Source organism: Streptomyces sp. GL_141 (assembly GCF_057834385.1).
Genome location: NZ_CM174402.1, coordinates 5,173,666 through 5,196,494, shown reverse-complemented (window position 1 = coordinate 5,196,494; position 22,829 = coordinate 5,173,666). Strand labels below are relative to the sequence as shown.

Sequence of the window (22,829 nt, the reverse complement as noted above, 5' to 3'; positions counted from 1 at the left end):
CGTCCTGCCCCGTACGTGGCGCACGTGGCGACTCGACTTCACACAGATTCCCGATCCCGTGACACGACGCACGGCGAAGGAGTACATCGCGTCCCGCCTCCGCCGGGGTTCGCTGGGACTCAGTCCACTCAAAGCCACAGCGGCGGCAAACGAGCTGCGGGCCCTCGTCGCAGTCGTACGAGATCTACAGAAGGCCGGAGCTCCCCGACTCTCCGATGTCGACAGGGTGCATCTGGACACGGCCCTGGGGGCATGGAAGAGCAACAGCCCGCACACAGCGGTCCGCAACGTGACGCTGCTGAAGCACCTGTCGGCGCACGGCTTCTTCCTGTCCGAGGACCGGCTGTGCGTCCTCCCGTGGAACGGCCGCAGCGCCTATGGGGTGGCCGGGGTGCAGCGGGTCAAGGGCGAGAACGCCACGCCCCGCATCCCGGAGGAGATCCTCGCGCCCCTGCTGCGGGCGGCGGTGTTCTACGTCGAGGCGGCGGGCACGGACATCCTTGCCGCGCGGAGCGAAGTCGAGGCCCTCGAAGCGGCACGCGAGGGGCAGCACCTGGGATACGGACAAGCGCGGGAGCGTGTGCTCTCCTTCATCTCTGCGCGCCGGGCTGCCGGCCGCGGCATCCCCTCCGTCCCGCTCGAGCAGGCACACACCGTCCCGCATGCCCGGGTCGTCGACGGCGTGGTGCAAGCCCCGAACCACACCTTGGTCTCACTCCTCGCCGGCTGCGGACGCGCCGGCCGCCTGCGGTCGCTGATGGCCGAGGCCGGCGAAAGGACCTGCTTCGAGGACGGCGGCCTCGACACGCCGATGTCGGCCTGGTCAGGCACCGGGGAAGCATGGCGGTCACGGCTGAGCCCCTTCACCCTGGCCAACGAGCTGTCGTTCCTACGCACGGCGTGCTGGATCGTCATCGCCTACCTGTCGGGCATGCGGGATGTGGAAGTGCGCGAGCTGGGCCGGGAGTGCGCCTTCGAGGAACCCGGAGCGGATGGGCGGAACCGCTACAAGATCCGGGGCAAGGCCTACAAAGGGAAGGGCCGCGGACTCGACGGCGAGGAAGCCGAGTGGGTGGTCCTGGAGATCGTCCACCGTGCCATCGCCGTACTGCGGGAGGCCAACGACGATCCCGGCCATCTCTTCGGCTACGACGGCGGAGGCCGCAACGGGCATGTTCTGCTCAGCAACATGCCCCGGCGTTTGCGCGCCTTCCGGGATCACCTCAACGCACTGTTCAGTACCACGGAGAACCCCTACATCCCGCCGGTCACGGCTGCCCCGGTGGGGTTCGACTCAGCCACTGACCGCACCGGGGAAGCCGCCGAAGATCCGGTCGCCCTCCCCTGGGCTTTCGACACCCAGCAGTTCCGACGAACCCTCGCCTGGCACATCGCCCATCAGCCATTCGGTGTGGTCGCCGGTGCCCGCCAGTACAAACACACGGCGATCGCCGTGTTCGAGGGGTACGCGGGTAGCTCTGCGTCCGGCTTCGCCGACGAGGTCGCCGCCGAGGAGGCTGTCGCCAAGCTCGACTACGTCGAGGACCTCTATCACGACTGGAACGACGGCGGCCCCTCCTCCGGCGGAGCCGCCCAGCGCATCGAGGCGGAGTTCGATCGCATCCGCAGCGAGCTGGGCGATCTCCCCGGAGTCGTGGCCAGTCCGTCCCGGCTCCGGACCCTGCTGCGGCACCTGACCAGGACGCTCCATCCCGGCGTCCTGAACGACTGCTTCTACCAAGCCGAGACAGCCGTCTGCCGCAAACGCGCGAAACCTATGGGTCGCCCCGTACCGATGCTCGACATGTGCATGAGCTGCCCCAACTCCCGCCGCTCCGCGATGCATGTGCCGCGTCTGGAGCGGGCCCGTGACATGGCACAGACCGAGCTCGGAGCCGCGGTGGACATCCCGCATCTCCAGAAACTCGCCATCACCGAACATCTGGCCACGCTCACCCGCCTGATCGCCGAGATCGACGACGAGGACACCCGACGATGACCGACTCCACCGACCAGACCCTCCCTGTCGTCCAAGCCGCCTTCGCGCGGCTGACTCGCGAGAACAGCACACTGGGCGAGATCGACCACAGAATCATGCGCGCCTTCGAGCAGCTCATGATCGGCCGACCCGAGATCACCGACGGCCGGACCTCGGCGGTGAACATCTGCGCCGAGGCCGGCGTCTCGCGAGCCTCGTACTACCGATCCCCTGTCTCGGCGGTCATCAAGGAACTCCTTGACGCTCCGGAGGCCAAGCGGCCCGAGGCCGACGAACTCAGGCTGGAGATCGCCCGGCTCAAGAAGACCGTGCAGGAACTCCGCAGCGAGAAGGCTGCCGAGATCCGGGACCTGCGATCGACCGTCGCGGCGTACGCGAACCAGATCCAGGTCCTCACGCTCAGGAACGCCGAACTGGAAGCGGACGCCCACCGAATGCAGGCCCAGCTCGCCGGGGGAGAGGACGGAGTGGTCAAGCAGCTCCGCCGTTCCCGGACATCCGAAGGGTCGCCGTCGTTTCTGCCGTGACTCCCCAGGCCGTCCCAGCCGTATCCTCCTGCCGCTGGTGGTAGTGCCTCAACGCATCGACGCCGTCCTCTACGAAGCTCCAGCGCTGCCGCGCGTCCAGGAACTCTTGAGGAGTGAGCCATTCATGCCACGCGATCTCCGTCGGGTCGACAACGACATCTTCCGTGATCACCACTTCATGGAGCCCCAGCCAGTAGGGACTGATCGTCCCCTGGCAGAGGTACTTGAAGACGAACTGTGGTGACGCACTGACGCCCAGTTCCTCGGCGAGCTCCCGGGCTGCCGCCTCCTCGTAGGACTCGCCGACGTCCGCTGCCCCGCCCACCAGCCAGTTGTACTGACCCGGGAACCGGGACACGGTCCGCGGCCGTCGATGCACCAAGATCCGACCATCGGGGCGACGACAGACAGTCGTCGCAACTCGGTGCAGCCACCCACTTCGGATGGCATCACCCCGCTCGACGACTCCCAGCACCCGATCCTGATCGTCGACCTGCTCCACCAATTCGCCCATGACGCGCACAGTTCCACACTGCTCTGACAGCACCCGCGTGCAGGACTGCCGGACGGCTGGCCAATCAACCGCCGCACTGCTTGAGCATCGCGTTCTTGTCCGCCGACGTCACAGAAAGCTCGTACTTCTGCGCCACCTGCGCGAACCGCACCACGTACGAGCATCGGATGGCCTTGTTCGGCGGCAGCCAGGAAGCCGGACCTGAGTCGCCCTTGGACGAGTTGGCCCGTCCCGACACCGGCAGGAGGTTCAGGCCGTCGTTGGCGAACCGCTGTCGCTTCGCCGCGTCCCAGCGGGACGCTCCCATCTGCCACGCGTATGACAGCGGCACGACGTGGTCTGTCTGAACCTCGGCAGCCTTCTCCTTCTTCCAGGTGATGTCCTTGCCTGTGTACGGGTCGGACAGGGTCATCGCCACCACCACGCAGTCCGAGCCGGACCGGAAGCGGACCGCCCTGCCGTCACGTTTCAGCAGGTCATTACGGGTGTCGCAGCCGTTACGGGCGAAAGGGACCCCGTCGGCGGTGTCCGTCCAGGCCGGACCGAACTCCTTGCGCTCGTAGCCGGTCTTCGACCCGCGCCCCTTGGCCGTGACCTTGTCGATCAGGTCGCGAGCCGCTGACTTCTCACTCTCGGCGGCGATCGCCGCAAGACCCGGCTTGATGCCGTTCGTGTTCGTGAGTGGACCCGCTACCCCACGATCGCCCACCGGTTCGCCGCCACCCTCCGGCCCGGTCACCGCGCAGGCAGCCAGGGCAGCCCCTGCCACGGCCAGGAAGCACCCGGCCACCGACACGCGGGTCACCCGCGCCCCCACCCCGTTCACCTGGACAACCCCGCTCCGCCGATTCCGTTCGTGAGACACAACACCGTGAGACACCTAAACCGCCAACATAAGATCATTGGCGAAGGCGATCCGCTTGCCCTTGTCCCAGCCTCCGGCCCCCTTCTGCCAGGCGTCGGAGAGGGCCACGATGTGGTCGATGTCCACGCCGGTGCGGCTCCGTTCGTGCGTGATGCGGGCCCCTGTGTAGGGGTCCTTCTCCAGTACCCCGGTCAGCACCTTGCAGCCGTCCTTGAAGGTGGTCCGGGCCAGGTCCCGCTTGAGGATGTCCTCGCGGGTCCCGCAGCCGCTGCCGTCCGTGTCCAGCCAGCCCTTGCCGAACCGCTCGCGCGCGTACCCCGTCTTCGGCGCCCGCCCCTTGACCGCGAGCCCGTCCACCGAGGCCAGGGCCACCGGGCCGTTGGCCGGGCCGGGAGCGTTCGCAACCGCACCGCCGCCGGACCCGGGCAGCGCCGTACAGCCGGAGACCGCGACGGCGGAGGCGAGGAGGAGGGCGGGAAGCAGCAGGTGGGAGCGCATGGGACAAGATCATAAACTCCCTGCCTTTACGGGACGTTCCGACCCTCCAGCAGGCGAACCACCCCAAACGGGAGTAGCGTCGCAAACGGGATCACGGAAGGAGCCCGAGCATGGGGATTTTCGACAGGTTCAAGGACAAGGGCAAGGACATCTCGGACAACCTCGAACAAGAGGCCAACGAGAAGACCGGCAACAAGTACGCCGACCAGATCGACAAGGCCCAGCAGCAGATGGAAGAGAAGCTCGGCATCGACGACGACCCGAACAAGTAGCCCCCGCGGGAACGCGATCGGCCGCGACACGGGACCGGAAGGTCCCCGCCGCGGCCGTCGCCGTACCTACGGGAGCTGTGCCTACGTCGCCGTGCCTACGGGAGCCGCGCCTACGAGCCGAGGATCGTGGCGAGGAACTCCCCGGTCCAGCCCAGCAGTTCCCGTCCGACCAGCGGCTTCCCGCCCACCCGGGCCGTCTTCGGCCGCGGCACCAGCACCTGCGAGGCGGCCGGCTTGATGACCGACCCCGGGTAGAGCCGCTTCAGCCGCAGCTCCTGTGATTCGCGCAACTCCACCGGCCCGAAGCGGATGTTCGGGCCCTGGAGGGTGATGTCGCCGACCCCGCAAGCGCGGGCGAGCATCCGCAGTCCGGCCACCAGCAGCAGGTTCTCCACCGGCTCCGGCAGCTTGCCGTAGCGGTCGGTGAGCTCCTCGCGGACCGCCTTGACGTCCTCCTCGGAGTTGGCCGCCGCGATGGACCGGTACGCCTGGAGGCGCAGCCGCTCGCCCGGCGCGTAGTCGTGCGGGACGTGCGCGTCGACCGGCAGCTCGATCTTGACCTCCAGCGACGGCTCCTCCTCCACCCCGCCGTCGATGGCCGCCCGGTAGTCGGCCACGGCCTCGCCGACCATCCGGATGTAGAGGTCGAAGCCGACGCCCGCGATGTGGCCGGACTGCTCGCCGCCGAGCAGGTTGCCCGCGCCGCGGATCTCCAGGTCCTTCATCGCCACGTACATGCCCGCGCCCATCTCGGTGTGCTGGGCGATCGTCGCGAGCCGCTCGTGCGCGGTCTCGGTCAGCGGCTTCTCCGGCGGGTACAGGAAGTACGCGTACCCGCGCTCGCGGCCACGGCCCACGCGGCCGCGCAGCTGGTGGAGCTGGGAGAGGCCGAAGTTGTCGCCGCGCTCGACGATGAGGGTGTTGGCGTTGGAGATGTCGATGCCGGATTCGACGATCGTCGTCGAGACCAGGACGTCGAACTTCTTCTCCCAGAAGTCCACCACGACCTGTTCCAGGGCCTGTTCGGACATCTGGCCGTGCGCCGTCGCGATGCGCGCCTCGGGCACGATCTCGCGGAGCTTGGCGGCCGCCCGGTCGATGGACTCGACCCGGTTGTGGATGTAGAAGCACTGGCCCTCGCGGAGCAGTTCGCGGCGGATCGCTGCGCCGATCTGCTTCTCCTCGTAGGGCCCGACGAAGGTCAGGACCGGGTGGCGCTCCTCGGGCGGGGTGGTGATCGTGGACATCTCGCGGATGCCGGTCACCGCCATCTCCAGGGTGCGCGGGATGGGGGTCGCGGACATCGTCAGCACGTCGACGTTGGCGCGCAGCTTCTTGAGCTGCTCCTTGTGCTCGACGCCGAACCGCTGCTCCTCGTCGACGATGACCAGGCCCAGGTCCTTGAACTTGGTCTCCTGCGAGAACAGCCGGTGCGTGCCGATGACGATGTCGACGGAGCCCTCGCGCAGGCCCTCCAGCGTCGCCTTGGACTCGGTGTCGCTCTGGAAGCGGGACAGCGCCTTCACCTTGACCGGGAACTGCGCGTACCGCTCGGAGAAGGTCCCGAAGTGCTGCTGCACCAGCAGGGTGGTCGGGACGAGGACGGCGACCTGCTTGCCGTCCTGGACGGCCTTGAAGGCGGCGCGGACCGCGATCTCGGTCTTGCCGTAGCCCACGTCGCCGCAGATCAGCCGGTCCATGGGGACGGACTTCTCCATGTCCTCCTTGACCTCGGCGATGGTGGTGAGCTGGTCGGGGGTCTCCGCGTACGGGAAGGCGTCCTCCAGCTCGCGCTGCCAGGGGGTGTCCGGGCCGAAGGTGTGGCCGGGGGCCGCCATGCGGGCGCTGTAGAGCTTGATGAGGTCGGCGGCGATCTCCTTGACCGCCTTCTTCGCGCGCGCCTTGGTCTTGGTCCAGTCGGCGCCGCCGAGCCGGTGCAGGGTCGGGGCCTCGCCGCCGACGTACTTGGTGACCTGCTCCAGCTGGTCGGTGGGGATGTAGAGGCGGTCGCCGGGCTGGCCGCGCTTGGCCGGCGCGTACTCGACGAGCAGGTACTCGCGGGTGGCGCCCTGCACGGTGCGCTGCACCATCTCGATGTAGCGGCCGACGCCGTGCTGCTCGTGGACGATGTAGTCGCCGACCTCCAGGGTGAGGGGGTCGATCGTCTTGCGGCGCCGGGTCGGCATCCGGCCGAGGTCCTTGGTGGCGGTGCGCTGGCCGGTCAGGTCGGTCTCGGTGAGGACGGCGAGCTTGAGGACCGGGTCCACGAAGCCGTTGTCGAGGGAGCCGCACGAGACGTGGACCAGGGAGGGCTCCAGGACGTTGACGTCCGCCTCCAGGCGGGCCGCGATGCCCTCGCCGCCGAGCACCTCGACGGTACGGGCGGCCGGCCCGTGGCCCTCGGTCAGGTAGACGGTGCGCCAGCCGTCGGCGAGCCAGGCCTTGGTGTCGGCGAGCGCGCGGGCGGTGTCCCCGCGGTAGGCCTCGGGGGCGTGCATGCCGAGGGTGAGGGTGTCGCGGCCGACCGCTGCGTCCTCGTCCGCCGCGAAGGGGGACACCGACCACCACATCATGCCGAGCTCGCGCGCGTGCTCCCGTACGTCGGCGATCCCGCGGAGCGAGGCCGCGCCCACGTCGATGGGGGCCTCGCCGCCGCCGGCCGTGGCGGCCCAGGAGGCCATCAGGAACTCCTGCGAGGTCGCCACCAGGTCCGAGGCCCGCGTCCGCACCCGCTCCGGGTCGCACACGACGGCCATGGAACCGGCGGGCAGGACGTCGATCAGCAGCTCCATGTCGTCGACCAGGACCGGAGCCAGGGATTCCATGCCCTCGACGGCGATCCCTTCGGCGATCTTGTGCAGCAGTTCGCCGAGCTCGGGGTGGAGCTCGGCGAGGGCCGCGGCGCGTTCGCGCACCTGGTCGGTGAGGAGCAGTTCCCGGCAGGGCGGGGCCCACAGGCCGTGCTCGGCGATCTCCAGGGAGCGCTGGTCGGCGACCTTGAAGTAACGGATCTCCTCGACCTCGTCGCCCCAGAACTCCACGCGCAGCGGGTGTTCCTCGGTGGGCGGGAACACGTCGAGGATGCCGCCGCGCACCGCGAACTCGCCGCGCTTCTCGACGAGCTCCACGCGGGCGTACGCGGCCGCGGCGAGTGCCTGCGTCACCGCGCCGAGGTCCACGCTCTCGCCCTGGCGCAGGCTCACCGGGACCAGGTCCCCGAGCCCCTTGACCTGCGGCTGGAGCACGGACCGGATCGGCGCGACGACCACGGAGACCGGTCCGGCGGCGGGGTCGTCCTTGCTCGGGTGCGCGAGCCGGCGCAGTACGGCGATCCGGCGGCCCACGGTGTCGCTGCGCGGGCTCAGCCGTTCGTGCGGCAGCGTCTCCCAGGAGGGGTACTCCGCGACCTCGTCGGGGTTGAGCATCGAGCGCAGCGCGGCGGCCAGGTCCTCCGCCTCCCGTCCGGTGGCGGTCACCGCGAGCACGGTCCGCCCGGTACGGGCGGCCAGCGCGGCGATGGCGAAGGGCCGCGCGGCCGCCGGGCCGACGAGGTCCACGTGCATGCGGTTGCCGTCCCCGGCCGCGGTGACCGCCTCGGCGAGTGCGGGGTCCCGGGTGACGGCGTCGAGCAGTCCGTGCAGGCTCATGAAGGCGGCTTTCCATCCGATGAGGTGCGGCGCGTCCCCGCGAGGCGGCAACGCGAAGGACCCGACACGTCGAACGGGCCGGGGGTTCCCACCCTACGACGCGGCTCCGACAGCCGCGCGTGGGATTCGGGTCCCCCGTGGGGGTGATGGAACTGGCGCGGACTGGACCGACCTGATTACGCTTAGCCCGATAGTTAGTCCACCTCTGCCCCATGCCCTGGAGTACGCGATGGAAGCGGCCCGGCAGTACAACGTCCATGAGGCCAAGACCAACTTCTCCAAGATCCTGGAGACCGTCGCCACCGGCGAAGAAGTGATCATCAGCAAGGCCGGCGAGCCGGTGGCCAAGGTGATCCCGCTCGCGGGGAAGGTCCGGCGGACCGCCCGAGGGTCGGTCACCGAGCCCGTCGTCTTCCACGAGGACTTCGACGACATGTCCGACGATCCCGGCTTCGCCGAGGCCTTCGGACTGCTCCCGGCCCCTGGCGCCGAGGCCTCCGAGTGAAGCTCCTGGCCGACACGCACGTCATCGTCTGGTGGCTGACGGACTCTCCTCAACTGTCGGACGAAGTCAAGCACCTCCTCGACACCGAGCGGCTCGTCCACGTCAGCGCCGTCACCCCCTGGGAACTGTCCGTCAAGCAGGCGCTCGGCAAGTTGGACGGCCCGGAGGACCTGCCGGAGCAGGCCCGGGACTGCCAGCTCAGGCCCCTCCCGATCACGGCTCTTCACGGAATCCGGGCGGGTCAGCTGCCCTTGCACCACAGGGACCCCTTCGACCGGATACTGATCGCCCAGGCCCAGACGGAGGGGCTCACCCTCGTCACCCGGGACAAGTACATCCCGCTCTACGACGTGCCCGTCATGAGCGTGTGAACGACCCCGGCCCCGCCCCACCCGAACGGGTGAGGCGGGGCCGGGGCTCCCCCGTACGACCGGCCGGCGACTACTCGCTGGCGATCGCGTTCAGGACGTTCATCCGGCCCGCCCGGAAGGCGGGGACCAGTGCGGCCAGCAGGCCGACCAGTGCGGAGCCGGCGAACACGCCGAGGATGGTGGGCCACGGGATCTCGAGGATCTTCATGCCCTGCAGTGCGAGGAGCTGGTGGGCGGTGGCGCCCCAGCCCATGCCCAGGCCGAGGCCCAGCAGGGCGCCGAAGAGGGCGATGACCACGGACTCCAGGCGGATCATGCGGCGCAGCTGGCGGCGGGAGAGGCCGATGGCGCGCATCAGGCCGATCTCGCGGGTCCGCTCGACCACCGAGAGGGCCAGGGTGTTCACCACACCCAGGACCGCGACGATGATCGCGAGGGCGAGGAGGGCGTAGACCACGTTCAGGAGCTGGCCGACCTGGTCCTTCAGCGCCTGCTTGTAGTCCGTCTGGTTGAGCACCTGGTACTGCGGGTACTCGGCCAGCGCCGACTTGACCGCCGCGTAGGCGGCGTCGTCCTGGCCGTCCTTCGCGGTGGCGAGCACCATGAAGGGCCTGGGCAGCTTGTCGGCGGGCAGGTTCGCCTCGGCGACGGCGGTGCTGACGTACTTCATGCCCTTGTCGAGGTTGCCCTCGTCGCTGGTGATCGCCGCGACCTTGAGCTTGGCGGTCTTGCCGCCGGTGAAGGCGACCGTCAGCTCGTCACCGAGCTTGACCTGGTGCTTGGTGGCGTATTCGGAACCCACCGACATCGAGCCCGGCTTGTACGCGTCGGCGTGCTCGCCGGCGGTCGTCTTGCGTCGGACGTCCTTGGCGTAGGTGGGGTCCTGGACCCCGAGGCCGTCGGACTCGGTGGTGCCGTCGGGGGCGGTGATCTTGGCGTCGACCTCCCGGTAGGTGGTGACGTGTGCCAGGCCCTGGGTCCGCCGCAGGGCTTCCTCGGCCTGCGGTACGACCGGCTGCCCGGTCATGGACTGGACGATGAAGTCCGCGCCGACCGACTTGTCGAGCTCGTCGGTGGCCGAGGCCACCATCGAGGAGCCGACCACCGACAGGCAGGCGACCAGGGCGAGCCCGATCATCAGCGCGGCGGCGGTGGCGCCGGTGCGGCGCGGGTTGCGCAGCGCGTTGCGCTCGGCGAGGCGGCCGATGGAGCCGAAGGGCCGCAGCACCGGGGCGGACAGGGCCCGGACCACGACGCTCGCGAGGAGCGGGCCGATCACGATGAACCCGATGAGGGTGAACAGGACGCCCAGGCCCAGCCACTGTGCTCCGGTGCCGGCGGCGTCGGCGCTGCCGGCGAGGTACAGGGCCGCGGCGCCGATGCCGGTGAGGCCCAGCCCCAGGGCGGCACGGATCCGGCCGGCCTTCTTGTCGCCGGGGGTGCCGGACTCGCGCAGGGCGGCCATCGGGGAGACCTTGCCGGCCCGGCGGGCCGGTATGAAGGCGGAGACGACGGTGACGACGACGCCGAGGACGATGCCGATGACCGGGGTGGTCCAGGCGATGGTCAGGTCCTCGGTGGACAGGCTCATGCCCATCTGGCTCATGAGCTGCATCAGGCCGACGGCCAGGCCGACGCCGGCGGCGACGCCGAGGATCGAGCCGACCACGCCGAGCAGCAGGGCCTCGATGACCACCGACTTGAGGACCTGGCCGCTGTCGGCGCCGATGGCCCGCATCAGGCCGATCTCCCGGGTGCGCTGGGCGACCAGCATCGAGAAGGTGTTGAAGATCAGGAAGATCCCGACGAGGAAGGCGATCGCGGCGAAGCCGAGCATCACCCACTTCATGATGTCGAGGAAGTCCATGTTCTTGCGGTTGTCGTCCGCGGCTTCCTTGGCGGTCTGCAGCTTGTAGGCGTCGGCGCCGAGGGCGGACGCGACGTTCGTCTTGAGCTGGGCGTCGCTCACCCCGTCCTTGGCCGTGACGTTGACGTGGGTGAAGGTGCCCGCGGCGCCGAGCAGCTTCTGCTGCGCGGTGGCGGTGTCGAAGTAGACGACGGTCGCACCCGGGTTGGTCACGGTGAAGGCGGCGATGCCGGTGATCTTGGAGCGGATGTCGCCGGTGACGGCGATGGTGCGGATGTCGTCACCGAGCTCGAGGTGGTGCTTCTTGGCCGTGTCGCTGTCGATCATCACGTCGGTGGGGCCGCGCGGGGCCTGCCCCTCGATGATCTTCATCGACCGCAGTTCGTTCTCGGTCCAGTTGCCCGCGAAGGTCGGGGCTCCCGTGGACGAGCCGAGGTTCTCGTTCTTGGAGTTGACGACGGTGACCGCCATCGAGGACACGCCGCCCTCGGCGGACCGTACGCCCTCGGCCTTCTTCACCTGCTCGACGACCGAGGCGGGGAGGCCCTGCGGCTTGCCGGTGTCGGGGGTCTCCCCGCTGTTCTCGGCCTCCTTCGGGGTGATCGTGACATTGGAGTTGGTGACCGCGAACAGCTTGTCGAAGGTGGTGTTCATGGTGTCCGTGAACACCAGCGTCCCGCAGACGAAGGCGACGGAGAGCAGGACGGCCACGGCGGAGAGCGCCATGCGCCCCTTGTGCGCGAAGAAGTTGCGCCGCGCGGTCTTCATGACGGTCATGACGTCCGCCCACGGGCGTCGAAGTCCTTCATGCGGTCCAGGACCTGGTCGGCGGTGGGCGTGTACATCTCGTCCACGATCCGGCCGTCGGCGAGGAAGATGACGCGGTCCGCGTAGGAGGCGGCGACCGGGTCGTGGGTGACCATGACGATGGTCTGGCCCAGCTCGTTCACCGAACGGCGCAGGAAGCCGAGGACCTCCGCGCCGGCCCGGGAGTCGAGGTTTCCGGTGGGCTCGTCGCCGAAGATGATCTGGGGCCGGGAGGCCAGGGCGCGGGCGACCGCCACGCGCTGCTGCTGGCCGCCGGAGAGCTCGGTCGGACGGTGCTTGAGGCGGCCCGCCAGACCCACGGTCTCCACGACCCGGTTCAGCCACTCCGCGTCGGCCTTGCGGCCGGCGATGTCCATGGGGAGCGTGATGTTCTCCAGGGCGTTGAGCGTCGGCAGCAGGTTGAAGGCCTGGAAGATGAAGCCGATCCGGTCGCGGCGCAGCTGCGTGAGCTTCTTGTCCTTCAGGCCGGTGATCTCGGTGTCGTCCAGGAAGATCTGGCCGCTCGTGACCGTGTCCAGGCCGGCCAGGCAGTGCATCAGCGTGGACTTGCCGGAGCCGGAGGGCCCCATGATCGCGGTGAACTGGCCGCGGTGGATGTCCACGTCCACCGCGTCGAGGGCGACGACCCGCGTCTCGCCGGAGCCGTAGGCCTTGACGACCTTCCGTGCCCGTGCCGCGACGGCCTCATGCCCTCCAGTACCCCCGTGCCTGGTTTCGGTCATAGCCGTTGTCACGGTGTTTCCCCTCGTGTCGGTGCGTCTGGTCGTCGGTGCGTGCGCTGTGATGCGCTTCATTCGAAGTCTGCTGGGCGGGGTGCCGCGGCGCGCTGGTGCCAATCGCCGTATCCATAGGGGTGCTAGCCCTACCCCCCGGACTCCCGCCCTGTAGAAACCAGTTAAGGACCCGGGCGGCCTTTCCTCCTCCTCCCCCGGGACGAAGCACCCCTGGACCCTTATGAGGACCAACCCCTAGGGGATCTCGCCCGTTGGGACGAGGCGCCCTCGGGGGATACCACCCCGTAATGCCGCAGTGAGAAGGTGTCCGCGCAGGTACGCACGGGGTGAAGGGTTTTTCATGGGCTCAGGGGAGAGCACGGGCGCGAGTACCGACGACAGTGCCGGTGGCATACCCGAGGAGGACCGGGCCGGGTCCGGGGGCCAAGCCTCCGCCATGGCGGGTGCGGATGCCGGCGCGGGCGCGGTCACGGGTACCGGTACGCAGCCGGCGGCCCCGGCCGGGCGACCCCGTACGGCCGTCGTCGCCGCCCTGATGCTGACCATGGGCCTCGTCGCCCTCGACGGCGCCATCGTCGCCACCGCCGTCCCGCAGATCGTCGGCGACCTCGGCGGCTTCGCCGTCTTCTCCTGGATCTTCTCGGGCTACATCCTGGCCGGAACGGTCACCCTGCCCGTCTACGGCAAGCTCTCCGACACCTACGGCCGCAAGCCCGTCCTGCTCTTCGGCATCAGCCTCTTCCTGCTCGGCTCCCTGCTGTGCGCGGGCGCCTGGAACATGGCCGCCCTCATCGCCTTCCGGATCCTCCAGGGCCTGGGCGGCGGCGCGCTGCAGGGCACCGTGCAGACCCTGGCCGCCGATCTCTACCCCCTCAAGGACCGGCCGCGCATCCAGTCCCGGATGTCCGTGGTCTGGGCCGGCTCGGCACTGGCCGGCCCCGCGCTCGGCGGGCTGATCGCCGCGTACACCGACTGGCGCTGGATCTTCCTGCTCAACCTGCCGCTGGCCGCCGCCGCCCTGTGGATCATCAGCCGCCACCTGGTCGAGCCCACCCGGGCCCCCGGCCGTACCGGCCCCGTCGACTGGCCGGGAGCCGTCGCCGTCTTCGCCTGCGGGGGGCTGCTGCTCTTCGCGCTGGTGCAGGGCGGGGTCGCCTGGCCCTGGCTGTCGGCGCCCTCCCTGGTCCTGCTCGGAGCCGCCGCGGCGCTGGGCGTGGTCGTCGTCCGGATCGAACGCCGGGCCGAGCAGCCCATCCTGCCCGGCTGGGTGTGGCGCCGGCGCACCATCGCCGCCGTCAACCTGGCCATGGCCGGGCTCGGCCTGCTGATGGTCGCCCCGATGCTGTTCATGCCGACGTACGCCCAGTCCGTCCTGGGCCTCGGCCCCACCGGCGCCGGCCTGGTCGCCTCCGCGATGACCCTGAGCTGGCCGATCAGCGCCGCCCTCGCCCAGCACGTCTACCGGCGCATCGGCTTCCGCAACACCGCCGCCACCGGGGTCGGGCTGGCCGCCCTGATCCTCGGCTCCTTCGCCCTGCTCCCCTACCCCGCCCCGACCTGGCAGCCGGTACTGATCATGCTGCTGCTGGGCGCGGCCCTCGGCCTCTTCCAGCTCCCGCTGGTCGTCGGGGTCCAGTCCACGGTGGGCTGGGAGGAGCGCGGAACCACGACGGCCTCGGTGCTGTTCTGCCGCAACGTCGGACAGAGCGTCGGGGCGGCGCTGCTGGGGGCCGTCGCCAACGCCACCATCGCCGCCCGGCTCTCGGAGGCCCCGGTGCCCGGGCTCCCCACGAACCTGGACGACGTGGCCAGGGCCCTGACCCACCCCGGCCTGCTTTCCCCTGAGGCCTCCGAGTACCTGCGCCGGGCGGTGGCCGCCGCCGGGGACCACATCTTCCTCGGCGCGAGCATGGCGGCGGCCGCGTCGGCCCTGGTGCTGCTGCTGGTGGCGCCGCGCCGGTTCCCGGTGCTGCCGGAACAACGCGAGGGGTGAGGGCGGCAGGCGTGCGGGCTGGAGCGGGCGCCGGCGGGCACGGCGGGCACGGCGGGGTTGGCGGGGTTGGCGGGGTTGGCGCGAAAGGGCCGCTGCGGAGGGGCCGGGAACTTGTCATGCCCGGGCCGAGTCGGTAACCCTCTGCGGAGACGCCGCACTCCCGGGGGGACCACACATGACGTCCGCGCTCTTCGCACTCGCCTTACTCGCCGCCCTGGCGGGCCCGATCGTCCTGCGCCTGCTCCGCCACCCCGGCTTCGTCACCGGCCGCGACGGACGCCTCTCCACCTCGACCACGCTCGCCCTGGCCTGGACGGTGATCCTGGTCTGGCTGCTCCTGGCGACCCTCGGCTACGGACTCACCGCGGGCGGCGGCGTCGACTGGTTCCGGGGCCCCGAGGGACCCCTGTCCTCCCTGACGACCGTCTACCTCCCGCTGCTCGGGGGCCCGTACGCCGCCCTGATCGCGGCGAAGGCCGTGGTCGGCATGCGGGTGGAGCGGGGCTCCATGGCCAAACCCGCGCCGAAGGGCACCGAGCGGCGCCCGATGCACGACCTGATCTCGAACGACGGCGGGCGGACCGACCTGGTCGACCTGCAGTACGTCGCCCTGAGCGCGGTCACGATGCTGTACGTGGTGGCGTTCTTCGTCACGGACGTGGGCGGCGGGCTGCCGAAGCTGCCGACGGAGATGTGGGCGCTGACGGGGGCGCCGGCCGGCGCCTATCTCCTGAACAAGGTGGCGGTGCGGGGCAATCCGGTGATCACGAGGGTCTCCGTGACGGACGGTCTCCTCACCGTCGAGGGCGGCGGCTTCGGGGACAACCCGCGGGTCGAGCTGGACGGCACCGCCCTCCCGACGACCGTCACCCCGGCCGGAACCCTGACCGCGCCCCTCCCCTCGACGGCGCCGCCCGCCTTCACCGTGGTGGTCACCACCCACGGCCTCCGCAGCGACCCGGCCCCCTACGGCCCGCCGCCGTCCTGACGGATCCGCACCGTCCAGCCCCTCCGGCGTTTGAGGCGCAGGGGTCCGGGGACTGGTCCCCGGCAGCGGCACCGCGCGTACCCGCCCGGGTCAGCCCTCCGCAGGGGCGCGGCCCGTCAGGGCGGCCAGGCTGGAGCGGACGTGGTTCATGTGGGCCCGCATCTCGTCCTGGGACTCCCCGTGTTCCCGCAGGATCCGCTCCGTCTCCCGCCCGACCCGCTCCTCCCGCACCCGTGCCTCCGCGATCAGCTCCGCCGCCCGCGCCTCCGCGTCCTCCTGGCCGTGCCGGGCGGTCTCCTGGGCCTGTGCGAACGCCCGCTTCGCCTCCGCCAGCCGGGATTCCGCGTACCGCTCCAGCTCCGCGTGCCGGGACTCCAGCTCCGCGTCCCGCGCCGCCAGCTCCCGCTCCGCCGCGTCCCAGCGCTCCGCGTGTTCCTGCTCGCGCTCGGCGAGCAGCGCGTCCGCCCGGCGGGCCGTGTCCGCCAGCGCCGCCTGCGCCTCCGCCCGCCAGGCCGCCGCGTCGTCCCGCGCCCCGGTCCGCGCGTCGTCCGCCTCGCGCCCCGCCCGCAGCAGCGCCTGCCGGGCCCGGACCTCGGTCTGCTCGCGCACCGCCTCCGCGTCGCCGCGCGCCAGCTCCGTCACCCGGTCGGCGTGCGCCTCGGCGGCGCCCGCCGTCGCCAGCGCGTCCGCCCGCGCGTCACCCCGTAGGGTCTCGGCCTCCTCCTCGGCCAGCAGCAGGATCCGGCGGGCGCGCTCGCCGAGCTCCTCGTACGTCTGCGGGGCCAGTCCGGAGACCTCCACGCGCAGCCGCTCCGCCTCCGCCTCCATGTTCCTGGCCAGCACGGTAAGGCGGGCCACCCGCTCCCAGGCCTCGTCCCGGCTCCCCGAGAGCCGGGCGAGGTACCGGTCCACCTCTTCCGCCCGGTAGCCACGGCCACGCACGGTCGTAAAGGGTGCACTCATCCTGGAAGCGCCTCTCTCGCGGGGGTTCCTGTCAAGGATGCGTCATTTGCTCCCAGAAGCCCGAATGGCCGGGCCGAGACCCTGTTCGAGGGTCACGACCCGGCCATCCGGACGACGGCAGGACCCGCGGAGGATCCGTGCGAGATCAACAGGAACCGGTCAGAGGAGCCCGTCCCACATCTGTTCCAGCAGCACCGACCACCAGTTCTCCGGCGACGCGAGCGCCGCGCTGTCCAGCCCCGCAAGATTCGCCTGGAAATCGACGGTCCAGCGGCCCGCCTGTTCCGGCGTCAGATGCTGGCGCAGCCGCCACATGTGACCCAGCATCGCCAGGGACCGTACGAACTGCGGCAGCGAGGAGTTCACGAACTGCGGGGGCACGGGCGCCCCGCCCGGACCGCTCTCCACCGGCACCGCCACGATGTGCGCGGTCCCGTACTGCACGCACAGCGCCTTGCCGAAGTCACTGCCCACCACCAGGTACGAGCCCGCGTCCGAGGCCGGCTGCACCTGCCGCTGCGCCGCCAGTTCGGCCAGCGTCGGCAGCGGGGCACCCGGCACGGCCTGGGCCCAGAAGAACGGCCCGAAATCGACGGGCAGTCCGGACCACATCAGCGTCTGCGCCACGATCTCCGGCACACCCTGCCGGGACACCGCGCGCTGCTCGAAGCGGAACACCCCCTGCGGCCCGAACGCCCCCGCCAGCTCCTGCGCGATCGCGTCCAGCGGGATCGCCGGCTGCAAGGGCAGCTGCGGCAGCGGTGCGCGCACCGGCGCGGGGCGCGCCGGCCCGTCCGCCACCTGGTGCAGTTCGCCCTGGTGGGTCAGCAGGTGCCGCATGCCCTGCTGGCGGCCCGCGTGGTCCGTCCCGTACGGGGCCACGCTGGTGATCCGGACCTGCGGCCAGGTCTCGCGGATCATGCGCGCGCAGTAGCCGCCGGGCAGCTCGCACGAGGCCAGCTCGGTGTGCAGCTCCAGCACCTGCTGCGGAGGCACGTTCATCGCCCGCAGCTCGTACAGGATCTGCCACTCCGGGTGCGGGGTGCCGGGCGCGGAACGGCGGATGAGCTGCTGCTCGGAACCGTCGGGCGCGCGGTAGCGCAGCACGGCCTGGTAGCCGGGGCCGACCGTGGGCACCCCGGGTGCGGGGGCCTGCGGTGCGGGGGCCTGCGGCGCGTGTACGGGTGCCTGCTGCCCGGCGCCCTGCGGAACCCCGGGCGGTCCGGGCGGGCCGGGCTGCTGCGGTCCGCCGGGACCGGCCAGCATCGTGGCGGCGTACGCGTCTCCGCGCCCGCCGGAGGCCCCGGGAGCTCCCGGCGGACCGGGAGGCGCGGGCTGCCCCGTCACGGCCGGACCCGCCAGCATCGTCGCGGCGTGGTCCAGCCCGCCCCCGGGCACGCCGGGGGGACCGGGCGGCGCGGGCGGCTGCCCGGCACCCGACGGAACGCCGGGCCGGCCGGGCGGACCGGGCGGCTGGGGGACGCCGGGACCGGCCAGCATGGTGGCCGCGTACGCGTCTCCGCGCCCGCCGGAGGCCCCGGGAGCCCCCGGCGGACCGGGAGGCGCGGGCTGCCCCGTCACGGCCGGACCCGCCAGCATCGTCGCGGCGTGGTCCAGCCCGCCGCCCGGAGCTCCGGGCGGACCGGGCGGGCCGGGCTGCTGCGGTCCGCCGGGACCGGCCAGCATCGTGGCGGCGTACGAAGGCGACTCCGCACCGCCGCCCGGCGCACCGGGCGGACCCGGCGGAGTCACGGGCGCGGGGGTCCCGGGCCGGTTGACCCGGGCCTTGCTCGTCGGCGCGTCGGCGATGTCCCCGCCGGAGGCCGAACCGGGACCGGACGCCTGGCCCTGCCCCGCCCCCGACTCCGGGTTCAGCGCGGGCACGACGGCGGTCTTCGGCAGTTCACTGCCCCTGGGCATGAGGGTCGTGCGCGCCTCCGGCCCCGGTCCCGAGGGCGCCGGGGCGTCGTCCAGGTCCGAGCCGGACAGCGGCGGCGCGAACACCGTCGCCGGCAGCGGTACGGACACGGAGTCCGCACCGGGGTTCACGTCGGTCCCGGCCCAGGGCGTGGCCCCGGTCGGGACCGCGGCGGGCACCCCGTCGTTGGCGGTCGGCTCGTAGGGGACCTCTCCCCCGCGCCGCAGCGGCACGGGCTCCGGGCCCGGCTCCGAAGCGCCCGCCCCGGAAGCGGCCGGAGCCGCCTGCCCGGCCGGCGCCGGAGGAGCCGGAGGAGTCACCGGGGCCACCGGGTTCGCCGGAGCCGCCGGGATCCCGGCCCGGTCCGCCGCCTCCTGGAGCCACTCCGGCGGACTCAGCATGAACGAGGTCTGTTCCGAGTCGATGCGCGGCACCGGCACCGAAGCCTCGGCCTGCGCGGCCGACGCCCCGTACTCCTCCTCGTAGCGGCGGATCACCTCACCCACCGGCAGGCCGGGCCAGAGCGTCACCTCCCCGCTGTCCCGCGCGATGACGAGCCGCTGGCGGCCGCCCCCGGACACCGGGCCCGCGGGGCGGTCCTCCGCCCACACCACGAAACCGAGTCCGAACTCCCGTACGCGCACCTCGCGGTGCTGGTACGCGGGCACGTCCCCGTTGATCCACTCCTCGGCGCGCTCCTGCGCCTGCGCAAACGTCACCATCGCGCCGTCACCCCTCCACCGGTGCCGCTGCCGGCCCGGCACCCGGAACCGAACGGTCCGTCGAACCCGCACTCGAACCCGCGCCCGAAGCCGGACCCGTCACGGGAACCGAGCGCGCGAATCCGCCGTCCACCATCAGACCGGCCACCGTTTCCAGTTCCGGCGGATTGCCCGCCAGCCGTTCCAGGAAGGCGTCGAAATCCGTACCGCACGGCAGCAGCAACCGCTCCACGCGTTCCTGCACCGACCAGCCGTCCTGGTCGCGCGCATCGTCGTACGGAGAGAACCAGACCGAGCCGACGGCCTCCCCGCGGACCTTCACCGCGAGGAGCCCGCCCTGGGCGAAGGCCACGCACAGGTAGTCCTTCGTCAGGTGGTCCCGCAGGCACTTGTTGACGTAGACGAGGTCGTTGACCGCCGCCTCCTCGCGCACCGTGAAGAACGGCTGGTCCACCAGCAGTCCCAGCTCCACGTCGAGGCCCGTGCCCACCGGCGCGCAGCCGCCCGCCGCCTTCAGGAAGGAGCGGTACGCCTCCGGGAGCCGGTAGCCGAGGTCCTCCTCGACGCCCTGGACCTGCTGCTCGGACACCGAGACCACCGTCTTGGGCAGTCCCAGGTGCACCGGGCGCACCTCCTGCAACGGCCGCGTCCCGCGCTTGCCGTGGTCCACCGCCGCCGTCGCCAGACCGGCGTGGTGCCTCAGCAGGCACTTGACCTCGACGGGGACCAGCTCCATCCGGCGCGTGCCGGACACGTGGTGCCAGGTCCAGCCGTGCGGGGTCGACACCGGGCCGACCGTGTCCCACAGTTCGTGGCCGGTCGCCCGCATGGCCGCGTTCGCGGACACGCAGTCGGTCAGGCGCAGCTCGTCCACGCCGAAGCCCTCCGGGGGCTCGGCGATCTCGACGGCCGCGCGCGCGTACGCCGCGAAGTCGGGATGGCCGTTCGCGTCGATGCGGACTCCGTGGGGATGGCGCGCGGCCCGGACGGGGTCCGGGAAATGCACGACCTGCCCCGAGTAAGCGGCGTTGGGTGGCGCGGCCTGATGCCCGAGCCGACCTGTCGTCATGGCGGTAGCCCCCTGCTGGATCTGGCTGGTTCACCACAGCCTATGTGCTCCGGCAAGGACGTCACCCGCGCGTGTGCGGGGACCCCGCGGGACGGCCGGGAAGATCCGAATTGATACGAATATTCGACCCCGCTTCCACAGGCGAGGAGACATTTGACAGGCTGTCCCCACAGCACGGGGGCGTGCGCGACAGCGGTCAGCACCGCGGCCACGGGAGGGAAAGCGCACCATGCAGAACACGGCAACACGCACAGCAGCGGCCGACGCCCACTCAGGAGGCGCGGGAGCCCGGGGATCCGCGGACCCCGCGGGCCCTGCCGGGCCCGGCGGCCCCGCGGGAACCGGCGGCCCGGCGGGAACCGGCGGCCCGGCGGCCGTCCCGGCGCAGACCGGCGCCGCGGCCGACCAGGGCTCCGGCGATCCCCGCCTGCGCTGGGGCGGCGGCGGGGACGGCCGCCCCGCCGTGCCCACGCTCCGCTTCCGCCGCGACGGGATCCTGCCCACCGTGGCCGCCGCCCTGTCCGTACGCGGCGAGACCCTCACCGGCACGGCCGGCAAGGCGGACCAGCCGCCCGTGCTGCACGCGCTCGTACAGGATTTCCTCGACACCCTCACGAGCGGCCAGCGCGAACGTTTCACCGGCCGGTGTCCGGAGGCGATCCTGCTCTCCCGCCACCTCGCCACCGTGGAGGGCGCCCGCAGCAAGCGCGCCTCGCGCAAGCCCCTGACGCCCAGCGAGGCCCGCCGCTCGCTGAAGCACTCCAAGATCACCGCCCGCCGCATCCGCGAGGACGGCGACCCGCTCCACGGCAGCTACGCACCTCCCTGCCGCTCCTGCGAGGCCCTCCTCGCCCACTTCGGCGTACGTCCCGTCGACCTCTCCCACCGCGAGTAGCCGCCATGACCACCGCTTCCGCTTCGTACGCCCGCTCCTCGGCCACCCGCTTCCCCGTCGCCGTGGACTCCGCCCTGCGCACCGCCGGCTGGGAGCCGGGCCGCTGGGACATCAAGCAGGCCGAGTACTGGGCCGACGCCCTGCGCGACCACACCACCCCCGCCGGGCACCGGCACACCGTCTTCCCGGCCGCCGTCGAAGCCTGGGCGGAGTTCGGGAACCTCACCGTCACCGCCCCGGGCCCCGGCCGCCAGATCGCGCCCACCGCGATACGCGTGGACCCCCTCACGGGCCTCCACCTCGCCCGCACCTTCGCGGACCTCGGCCGCGCCCTGTCCACCCAGCTCTGCCCGCTCGGCGTCGAGGCCGACACGCACCTGGCCGGCGGGGGGTCCCACCTCGCCCTCGACCGCGAGGGCCGCGTCTACTGCGTGGACCACACCGGCGACTGGTACCTCGGCGCGAGCCTCGACGAGGCCCTCACCCTCCTCCTCACCGGCCTCCAGCCGACCCGCCTGACGACGGGCTAGACGGCCTAGCCCTCCAGCCCGGGGAGCCGCTCCCCTTCCCCGGGGTAGCGGCCCTCCTCCAGCCGGAACAGGTACGCCCGCAGATCGGCGGCGAGCCCGCCCTCCAGGTAGGCCCGGAACTCCCGCGCCCCCACGGCGGCGTCCCGGTCGGCGGGGTGGACGCTGTCCCCGTACTCGGCCAGCGTGAGCTCCAGGTGCTCCTCGACCCGGCCCCGCCCGGCCCACCACCGGCGCACCGTCTCCGGGGTCCACCAGCGGTCCCCGTCGTACGCGTACTCCTGGAACGGCTCCTCGTCGGCCGCGTTCACCACCTCGCGCACCTCGGCCGGGCTCCGCGGCTGCCGGAACACGTACTCGAGCGTGCCCTCGGTGCTCGCCGCGTACATCACGTTGCGCGGCGCGTTCAGCCGCCCGGTCCAGCACGTGTCCGTCTCGCCCGTGTAGAAGGGCCCCGGCACGTTCAGCCAGAGCCTCTTCTCCCACCGCCCCTGAAACAGCTTCCGATCCTCACCCGTCAGCTCCCCGATCGGATCCCAGCCCACCGCCATACCGCCCTCCCCTGTTTCACCGCCGCGCCTCACAGCTCCGGCAGCCGCTCCCCGGCCTCCGGGTACCGGCCTTCCTCCAGCCGGAAAACATACGCCCGCAGATCAGCCGCGAGGCCGCCACCGTCCAAGTAGGCGCGGTACTGCCGCACACCGGCAGCCGCGTCCACGCCCTGCGGATCCCGCGACTTCGCGAACTCGGCCGAGGCCGCCGCCAGATCCTCCTCGATCCGCGCCCTGGCGGCCCACCACTCCCGCACCAGTCCGGGCGTCCACCCCACGTCCCCGTCGCACGCGTAGCCCGCGGTGATCTCGATCGCCGCGGCCCGGGCCAGCCCCCGCACCTCGGCCGGACCCCGGGGCTGCCGGAACACGTACTCGGTGAAGTATTCGCCCTCGTACAGCACGTTGTCGGGCGCCTCGGTCCGCCCGGTCCAGCAGGTGTCGTTGTCCCTCGTGTAGAACGGCCCGGGCAGGTTCGTCCAGAGCCGCCCCTCCCAGTACGGCCGGTGCGCACCGTGGATCCCGAAAGACCGGCGTTCCTCGTCCGTCAGCTCCGCCACCGGATCCCAGGCCATC

General features: G+C 71.8%; 20 protein-coding genes. 9 read left to right on the top strand and 11 right to left on the bottom strand.

All coding sequences use genetic code 11. From position 1 onward, the window contains the following. Positions 1-226: 226 nt before the first annotated feature. Together AC3IX6_RS23105 and AC3IX6_RS23100 are read left to right on the top strand one after the other, a co-directional pair. On the top strand, positions 227-1,999 hold the full coding sequence (locus tag AC3IX6_RS23105; RefSeq protein ID WP_489364197.1) for a hypothetical protein: 1,773 nt from the start codon (positions 227-229) through the stop codon (positions 1,997-1,999). Beyond that, positions 1,996-2,526, top strand: coding sequence for a coiled-coil domain-containing protein (locus tag AC3IX6_RS23100; protein ID WP_489364195.1), 531 nt, complete (start codon positions 1,996-1,998; stop codon positions 2,524-2,526). Before AC3IX6_RS23105 ends, AC3IX6_RS23100 begins: the two co-directional genes overlap by 4 nt. On the opposite strand, the gene AC3IX6_RS23095 is transcribed toward AC3IX6_RS23100, so the two are convergent. From AC3IX6_RS23095 to AC3IX6_RS23085, 3 genes are all read right to left on the bottom strand, one after another. Then, the gene (locus AC3IX6_RS23095; RefSeq protein WP_489364193.1) at positions 2,471-3,040 is read right to left on the bottom strand and encodes an NUDIX domain-containing protein; all 570 of its coding nucleotides are present in this window, start codon (positions 3,038-3,040) and stop codon (positions 2,471-2,473) included. The genes AC3IX6_RS23100 and AC3IX6_RS23095 overlap by 56 nt on opposite strands. Before the next feature lie 64 nt (positions 3,041-3,104). Continuing rightward, positions 3,105-3,845 (bottom strand): HNH endonuclease family protein, encoded by a 741-nt coding sequence (locus AC3IX6_RS23090; RefSeq protein ID WP_489364191.1) that lies wholly within the window; start codon positions 3,843-3,845, stop codon positions 3,105-3,107. Between the two features lie 75 nt (positions 3,846-3,920). Beyond that, positions 3,921-4,403 (bottom strand): HNH endonuclease family protein, encoded by a 483-nt coding sequence (locus AC3IX6_RS23085; RefSeq protein WP_489364189.1) that lies wholly within the window; start codon positions 4,401-4,403, stop codon positions 3,921-3,923. A 110-nt stretch (positions 4,404-4,513) separates the two neighbouring features. On the opposite strand from AC3IX6_RS23085, the gene AC3IX6_RS23080 reads away from it, so the two are divergent. Further along, the gene (locus AC3IX6_RS23080; protein ID WP_327253092.1) at positions 4,514-4,675 is read left to right on the top strand and encodes an Rv0909 family putative TA system antitoxin; all 162 of its coding nucleotides are present in this window, start codon (positions 4,514-4,516) and stop codon (positions 4,673-4,675) included. 110 nt (positions 4,676-4,785) lie between these two features. Here AC3IX6_RS23080 and mfd read toward each other — a convergent pair whose 3' ends face one another. Further along, a complete protein-coding gene (mfd, locus tag AC3IX6_RS23075; protein ID WP_489364187.1) occupies positions 4,786-8,322 on the bottom strand; it encodes a transcription-repair coupling factor in 3,537 nt (1,178 codons plus the stop codon). Positions 8,323-8,551: 229 nt separating this feature from the next. Here mfd and AC3IX6_RS23070 point away from each other — a divergent pair, with 229 nt between their 5' ends. After that, a complete protein-coding gene (locus AC3IX6_RS23070) occupies positions 8,552-8,827 on the top strand; it encodes a type II toxin-antitoxin system Phd/YefM family antitoxin (protein WP_489364185.1) in 276 nt (91 codons plus the stop codon). After that, entirely contained in the window at positions 8,824-9,198 is a 375-nt protein-coding gene (locus tag AC3IX6_RS23065; protein WP_489364183.1) for a type II toxin-antitoxin system VapC family toxin, read from the top strand. Before AC3IX6_RS23070 ends, AC3IX6_RS23065 begins: the two co-directional genes overlap by 4 nt. Before the next feature lie 70 nt (positions 9,199-9,268). Here AC3IX6_RS23065 and AC3IX6_RS23060 read toward each other — a convergent pair whose 3' ends face one another. Both AC3IX6_RS23060 and AC3IX6_RS23055 read right to left on the bottom strand, forming a co-directional pair. Next, positions 9,269-11,842: an ABC transporter permease gene (locus AC3IX6_RS23060; protein WP_489364182.1), complete on the bottom strand. Its 2,574-nt coding sequence runs from the start codon at positions 11,840-11,842 to the stop codon at positions 9,269-9,271. After that, entirely contained in the window at positions 11,839-12,615 is a 777-nt protein-coding gene (locus AC3IX6_RS23055; RefSeq protein WP_284715691.1) for an ABC transporter ATP-binding protein, read from the bottom strand. The genes AC3IX6_RS23060 and AC3IX6_RS23055 overlap by 4 nt, the downstream gene beginning before the upstream one ends. 448 nt (positions 12,616-13,063) lie before the next feature. Here AC3IX6_RS23055 and AC3IX6_RS23050 point away from each other — a divergent pair, with 448 nt between their 5' ends. Next, positions 13,064-14,620 (top strand): MFS transporter, encoded by a 1,557-nt coding sequence (locus AC3IX6_RS23050; protein WP_489364180.1) that lies wholly within the window; start codon positions 13,064-13,066, stop codon positions 14,618-14,620. Between the two features lie 175 nt (positions 14,621-14,795). After that, complete coding sequence (locus AC3IX6_RS23045; protein ID WP_489364179.1) at positions 14,796-15,608, top strand: hypothetical protein; 813 nt, start codon at positions 14,796-14,798, stop codon at positions 15,606-15,608. Positions 15,609-15,698: 90 nt separating this feature from the next. On the opposite strand, the gene AC3IX6_RS23040 is transcribed toward AC3IX6_RS23045, so the two are convergent. The 3 genes from AC3IX6_RS23040 to AC3IX6_RS23030 form a co-directional block, all read right to left on the bottom strand. Further along, positions 15,699-16,571 carry a DivIVA domain-containing protein gene (locus AC3IX6_RS23040; protein WP_489364177.1) on the bottom strand — a complete coding sequence of 291 codons (873 nt, stop codon included), beginning with the start codon at positions 16,569-16,571 and terminating at the stop codon, positions 15,699-15,701. 159 nt (positions 16,572-16,730) lie between these two features. Then, the gene (locus AC3IX6_RS23035; RefSeq protein ID WP_489364176.1) at positions 16,731-19,211 is read right to left on the bottom strand and encodes an SUKH-4 family immunity protein; all 2,481 of its coding nucleotides are present in this window, start codon (positions 19,209-19,211) and stop codon (positions 16,731-16,733) included. Between the two features lie 7 nt (positions 19,212-19,218). Then, positions 19,219-20,280 carry an SMI1/KNR4 family protein gene (locus AC3IX6_RS23030; RefSeq protein ID WP_489364174.1) on the bottom strand — a complete coding sequence of 354 codons (1,062 nt, stop codon included), beginning with the start codon at positions 20,278-20,280 and terminating at the stop codon, positions 19,219-19,221. A gap of 229 nt (positions 20,281-20,509) precedes the next feature. On the opposite strand from AC3IX6_RS23030, the gene AC3IX6_RS23025 reads away from it, so the two are divergent. Together AC3IX6_RS23025 and AC3IX6_RS23020 are read left to right on the top strand one after the other, a co-directional pair. Further along, complete coding sequence (locus AC3IX6_RS23025) at positions 20,510-21,175, top strand: YwqJ-related putative deaminase (RefSeq protein ID WP_489364172.1); 666 nt, start codon at positions 20,510-20,512, stop codon at positions 21,173-21,175. A 5-nt stretch (positions 21,176-21,180) separates the two neighbouring features. Beyond that, positions 21,181-21,705: an SUKH-3 domain-containing protein gene (locus AC3IX6_RS23020; RefSeq protein ID WP_489364170.1), complete on the top strand. Its 525-nt coding sequence runs from the start codon at positions 21,181-21,183 to the stop codon at positions 21,703-21,705. Between the two features lie 5 nt (positions 21,706-21,710). Here AC3IX6_RS23020 and AC3IX6_RS23015 read toward each other — a convergent pair whose 3' ends face one another. Then, positions 21,711-22,253, bottom strand: a complete 543-nt coding sequence (locus AC3IX6_RS23015; RefSeq protein WP_489364168.1) for a hypothetical protein — start codon at positions 22,251-22,253, stop codon at positions 21,711-21,713. A gap of 29 nt (positions 22,254-22,282) precedes the next feature. Continuing rightward, a complete protein-coding gene (locus tag AC3IX6_RS23010; RefSeq protein ID WP_489364166.1) occupies positions 22,283-22,828 on the bottom strand; it encodes a ferredoxin in 546 nt (181 codons plus the stop codon). Position 22,829: the final 1 nt, after the last annotated feature.

What these genes read in the sequence shown, in the direction of transcription:
- AC3IX6_RS23100 (WP_489364195.1), top strand. Translation starts at nt 1,996, where the DNA reads ATGACCGACTCCACCGACCAGACCCTCCCTGTCGTCCAAGCCGCCTTC.
- AC3IX6_RS23095 (WP_489364193.1), bottom strand. Translation starts at nt 3,040, where the DNA reads ATGGGCGAATTGGTGGAGCAGGTCGACGATCAGGATCGGGTGCTGGGA.
- AC3IX6_RS23085 (WP_489364189.1), bottom strand. Translation starts at nt 4,403, where the DNA reads ATGCGCTCCCACCTGCTGCTTCCCGCCCTCCTCCTCGCCTCCGCCGTC.
- AC3IX6_RS23080 (WP_327253092.1), top strand. Translation starts at nt 4,514, where the DNA reads ATGGGGATTTTCGACAGGTTCAAGGACAAGGGCAAGGACATCTCGGAC.
- mfd (WP_489364187.1), bottom strand. Translation starts at nt 8,322, where the DNA reads ATGAGCCTGCACGGACTGCTCGACGCCGTCACCCGGGACCCCGCACTC.
- AC3IX6_RS23070 (WP_489364185.1), top strand. Translation starts at nt 8,552, where the DNA reads ATGGAAGCGGCCCGGCAGTACAACGTCCATGAGGCCAAGACCAACTTC.
- AC3IX6_RS23060 (WP_489364182.1), bottom strand. Translation starts at nt 11,842, where the DNA reads ATGACCGTCATGAAGACCGCGCGGCGCAACTTCTTCGCGCACAAGGGG.
- AC3IX6_RS23055 (WP_284715691.1), bottom strand. Translation starts at nt 12,615, where the DNA reads ATGACCGAAACCAGGCACGGGGGTACTGGAGGGCATGAGGCCGTCGCG.
- AC3IX6_RS23050 (WP_489364180.1), top strand. Translation starts at nt 13,064, where the DNA reads ATGGCGGGTGCGGATGCCGGCGCGGGCGCGGTCACGGGTACCGGTACG.
- AC3IX6_RS23045 (WP_489364179.1), top strand. Translation starts at nt 14,796, where the DNA reads ATGACGTCCGCGCTCTTCGCACTCGCCTTACTCGCCGCCCTGGCGGGC.
- AC3IX6_RS23040 (WP_489364177.1), bottom strand. Translation starts at nt 16,571, where the DNA reads ATGAGTGCACCCTTTACGACCGTGCGTGGCCGTGGCTACCGGGCGGAA.
- AC3IX6_RS23035 (WP_489364176.1), bottom strand. Translation starts at nt 19,211, where the DNA reads ATGGTGACGTTTGCGCAGGCGCAGGAGCGCGCCGAGGAGTGGATCAAC.
- AC3IX6_RS23030 (WP_489364174.1), bottom strand. Translation starts at nt 20,280, where the DNA reads ATGACGACAGGTCGGCTCGGGCATCAGGCCGCGCCACCCAACGCCGCT.
- AC3IX6_RS23025 (WP_489364172.1), top strand. Translation starts at nt 20,510, where the DNA reads ATGCAGAACACGGCAACACGCACAGCAGCGGCCGACGCCCACTCAGGA.
- AC3IX6_RS23020 (WP_489364170.1), top strand. Translation starts at nt 21,181, where the DNA reads ATGACCACCGCTTCCGCTTCGTACGCCCGCTCCTCGGCCACCCGCTTC.
- AC3IX6_RS23015 (WP_489364168.1), bottom strand. Translation starts at nt 22,253, where the DNA reads ATGGCGGTGGGCTGGGATCCGATCGGGGAGCTGACGGGTGAGGATCGG.
- AC3IX6_RS23010 (WP_489364166.1), bottom strand. Translation starts at nt 22,828, where the DNA reads ATGGCCTGGGATCCGGTGGCGGAGCTGACGGACGAGGAACGCCGGTCT.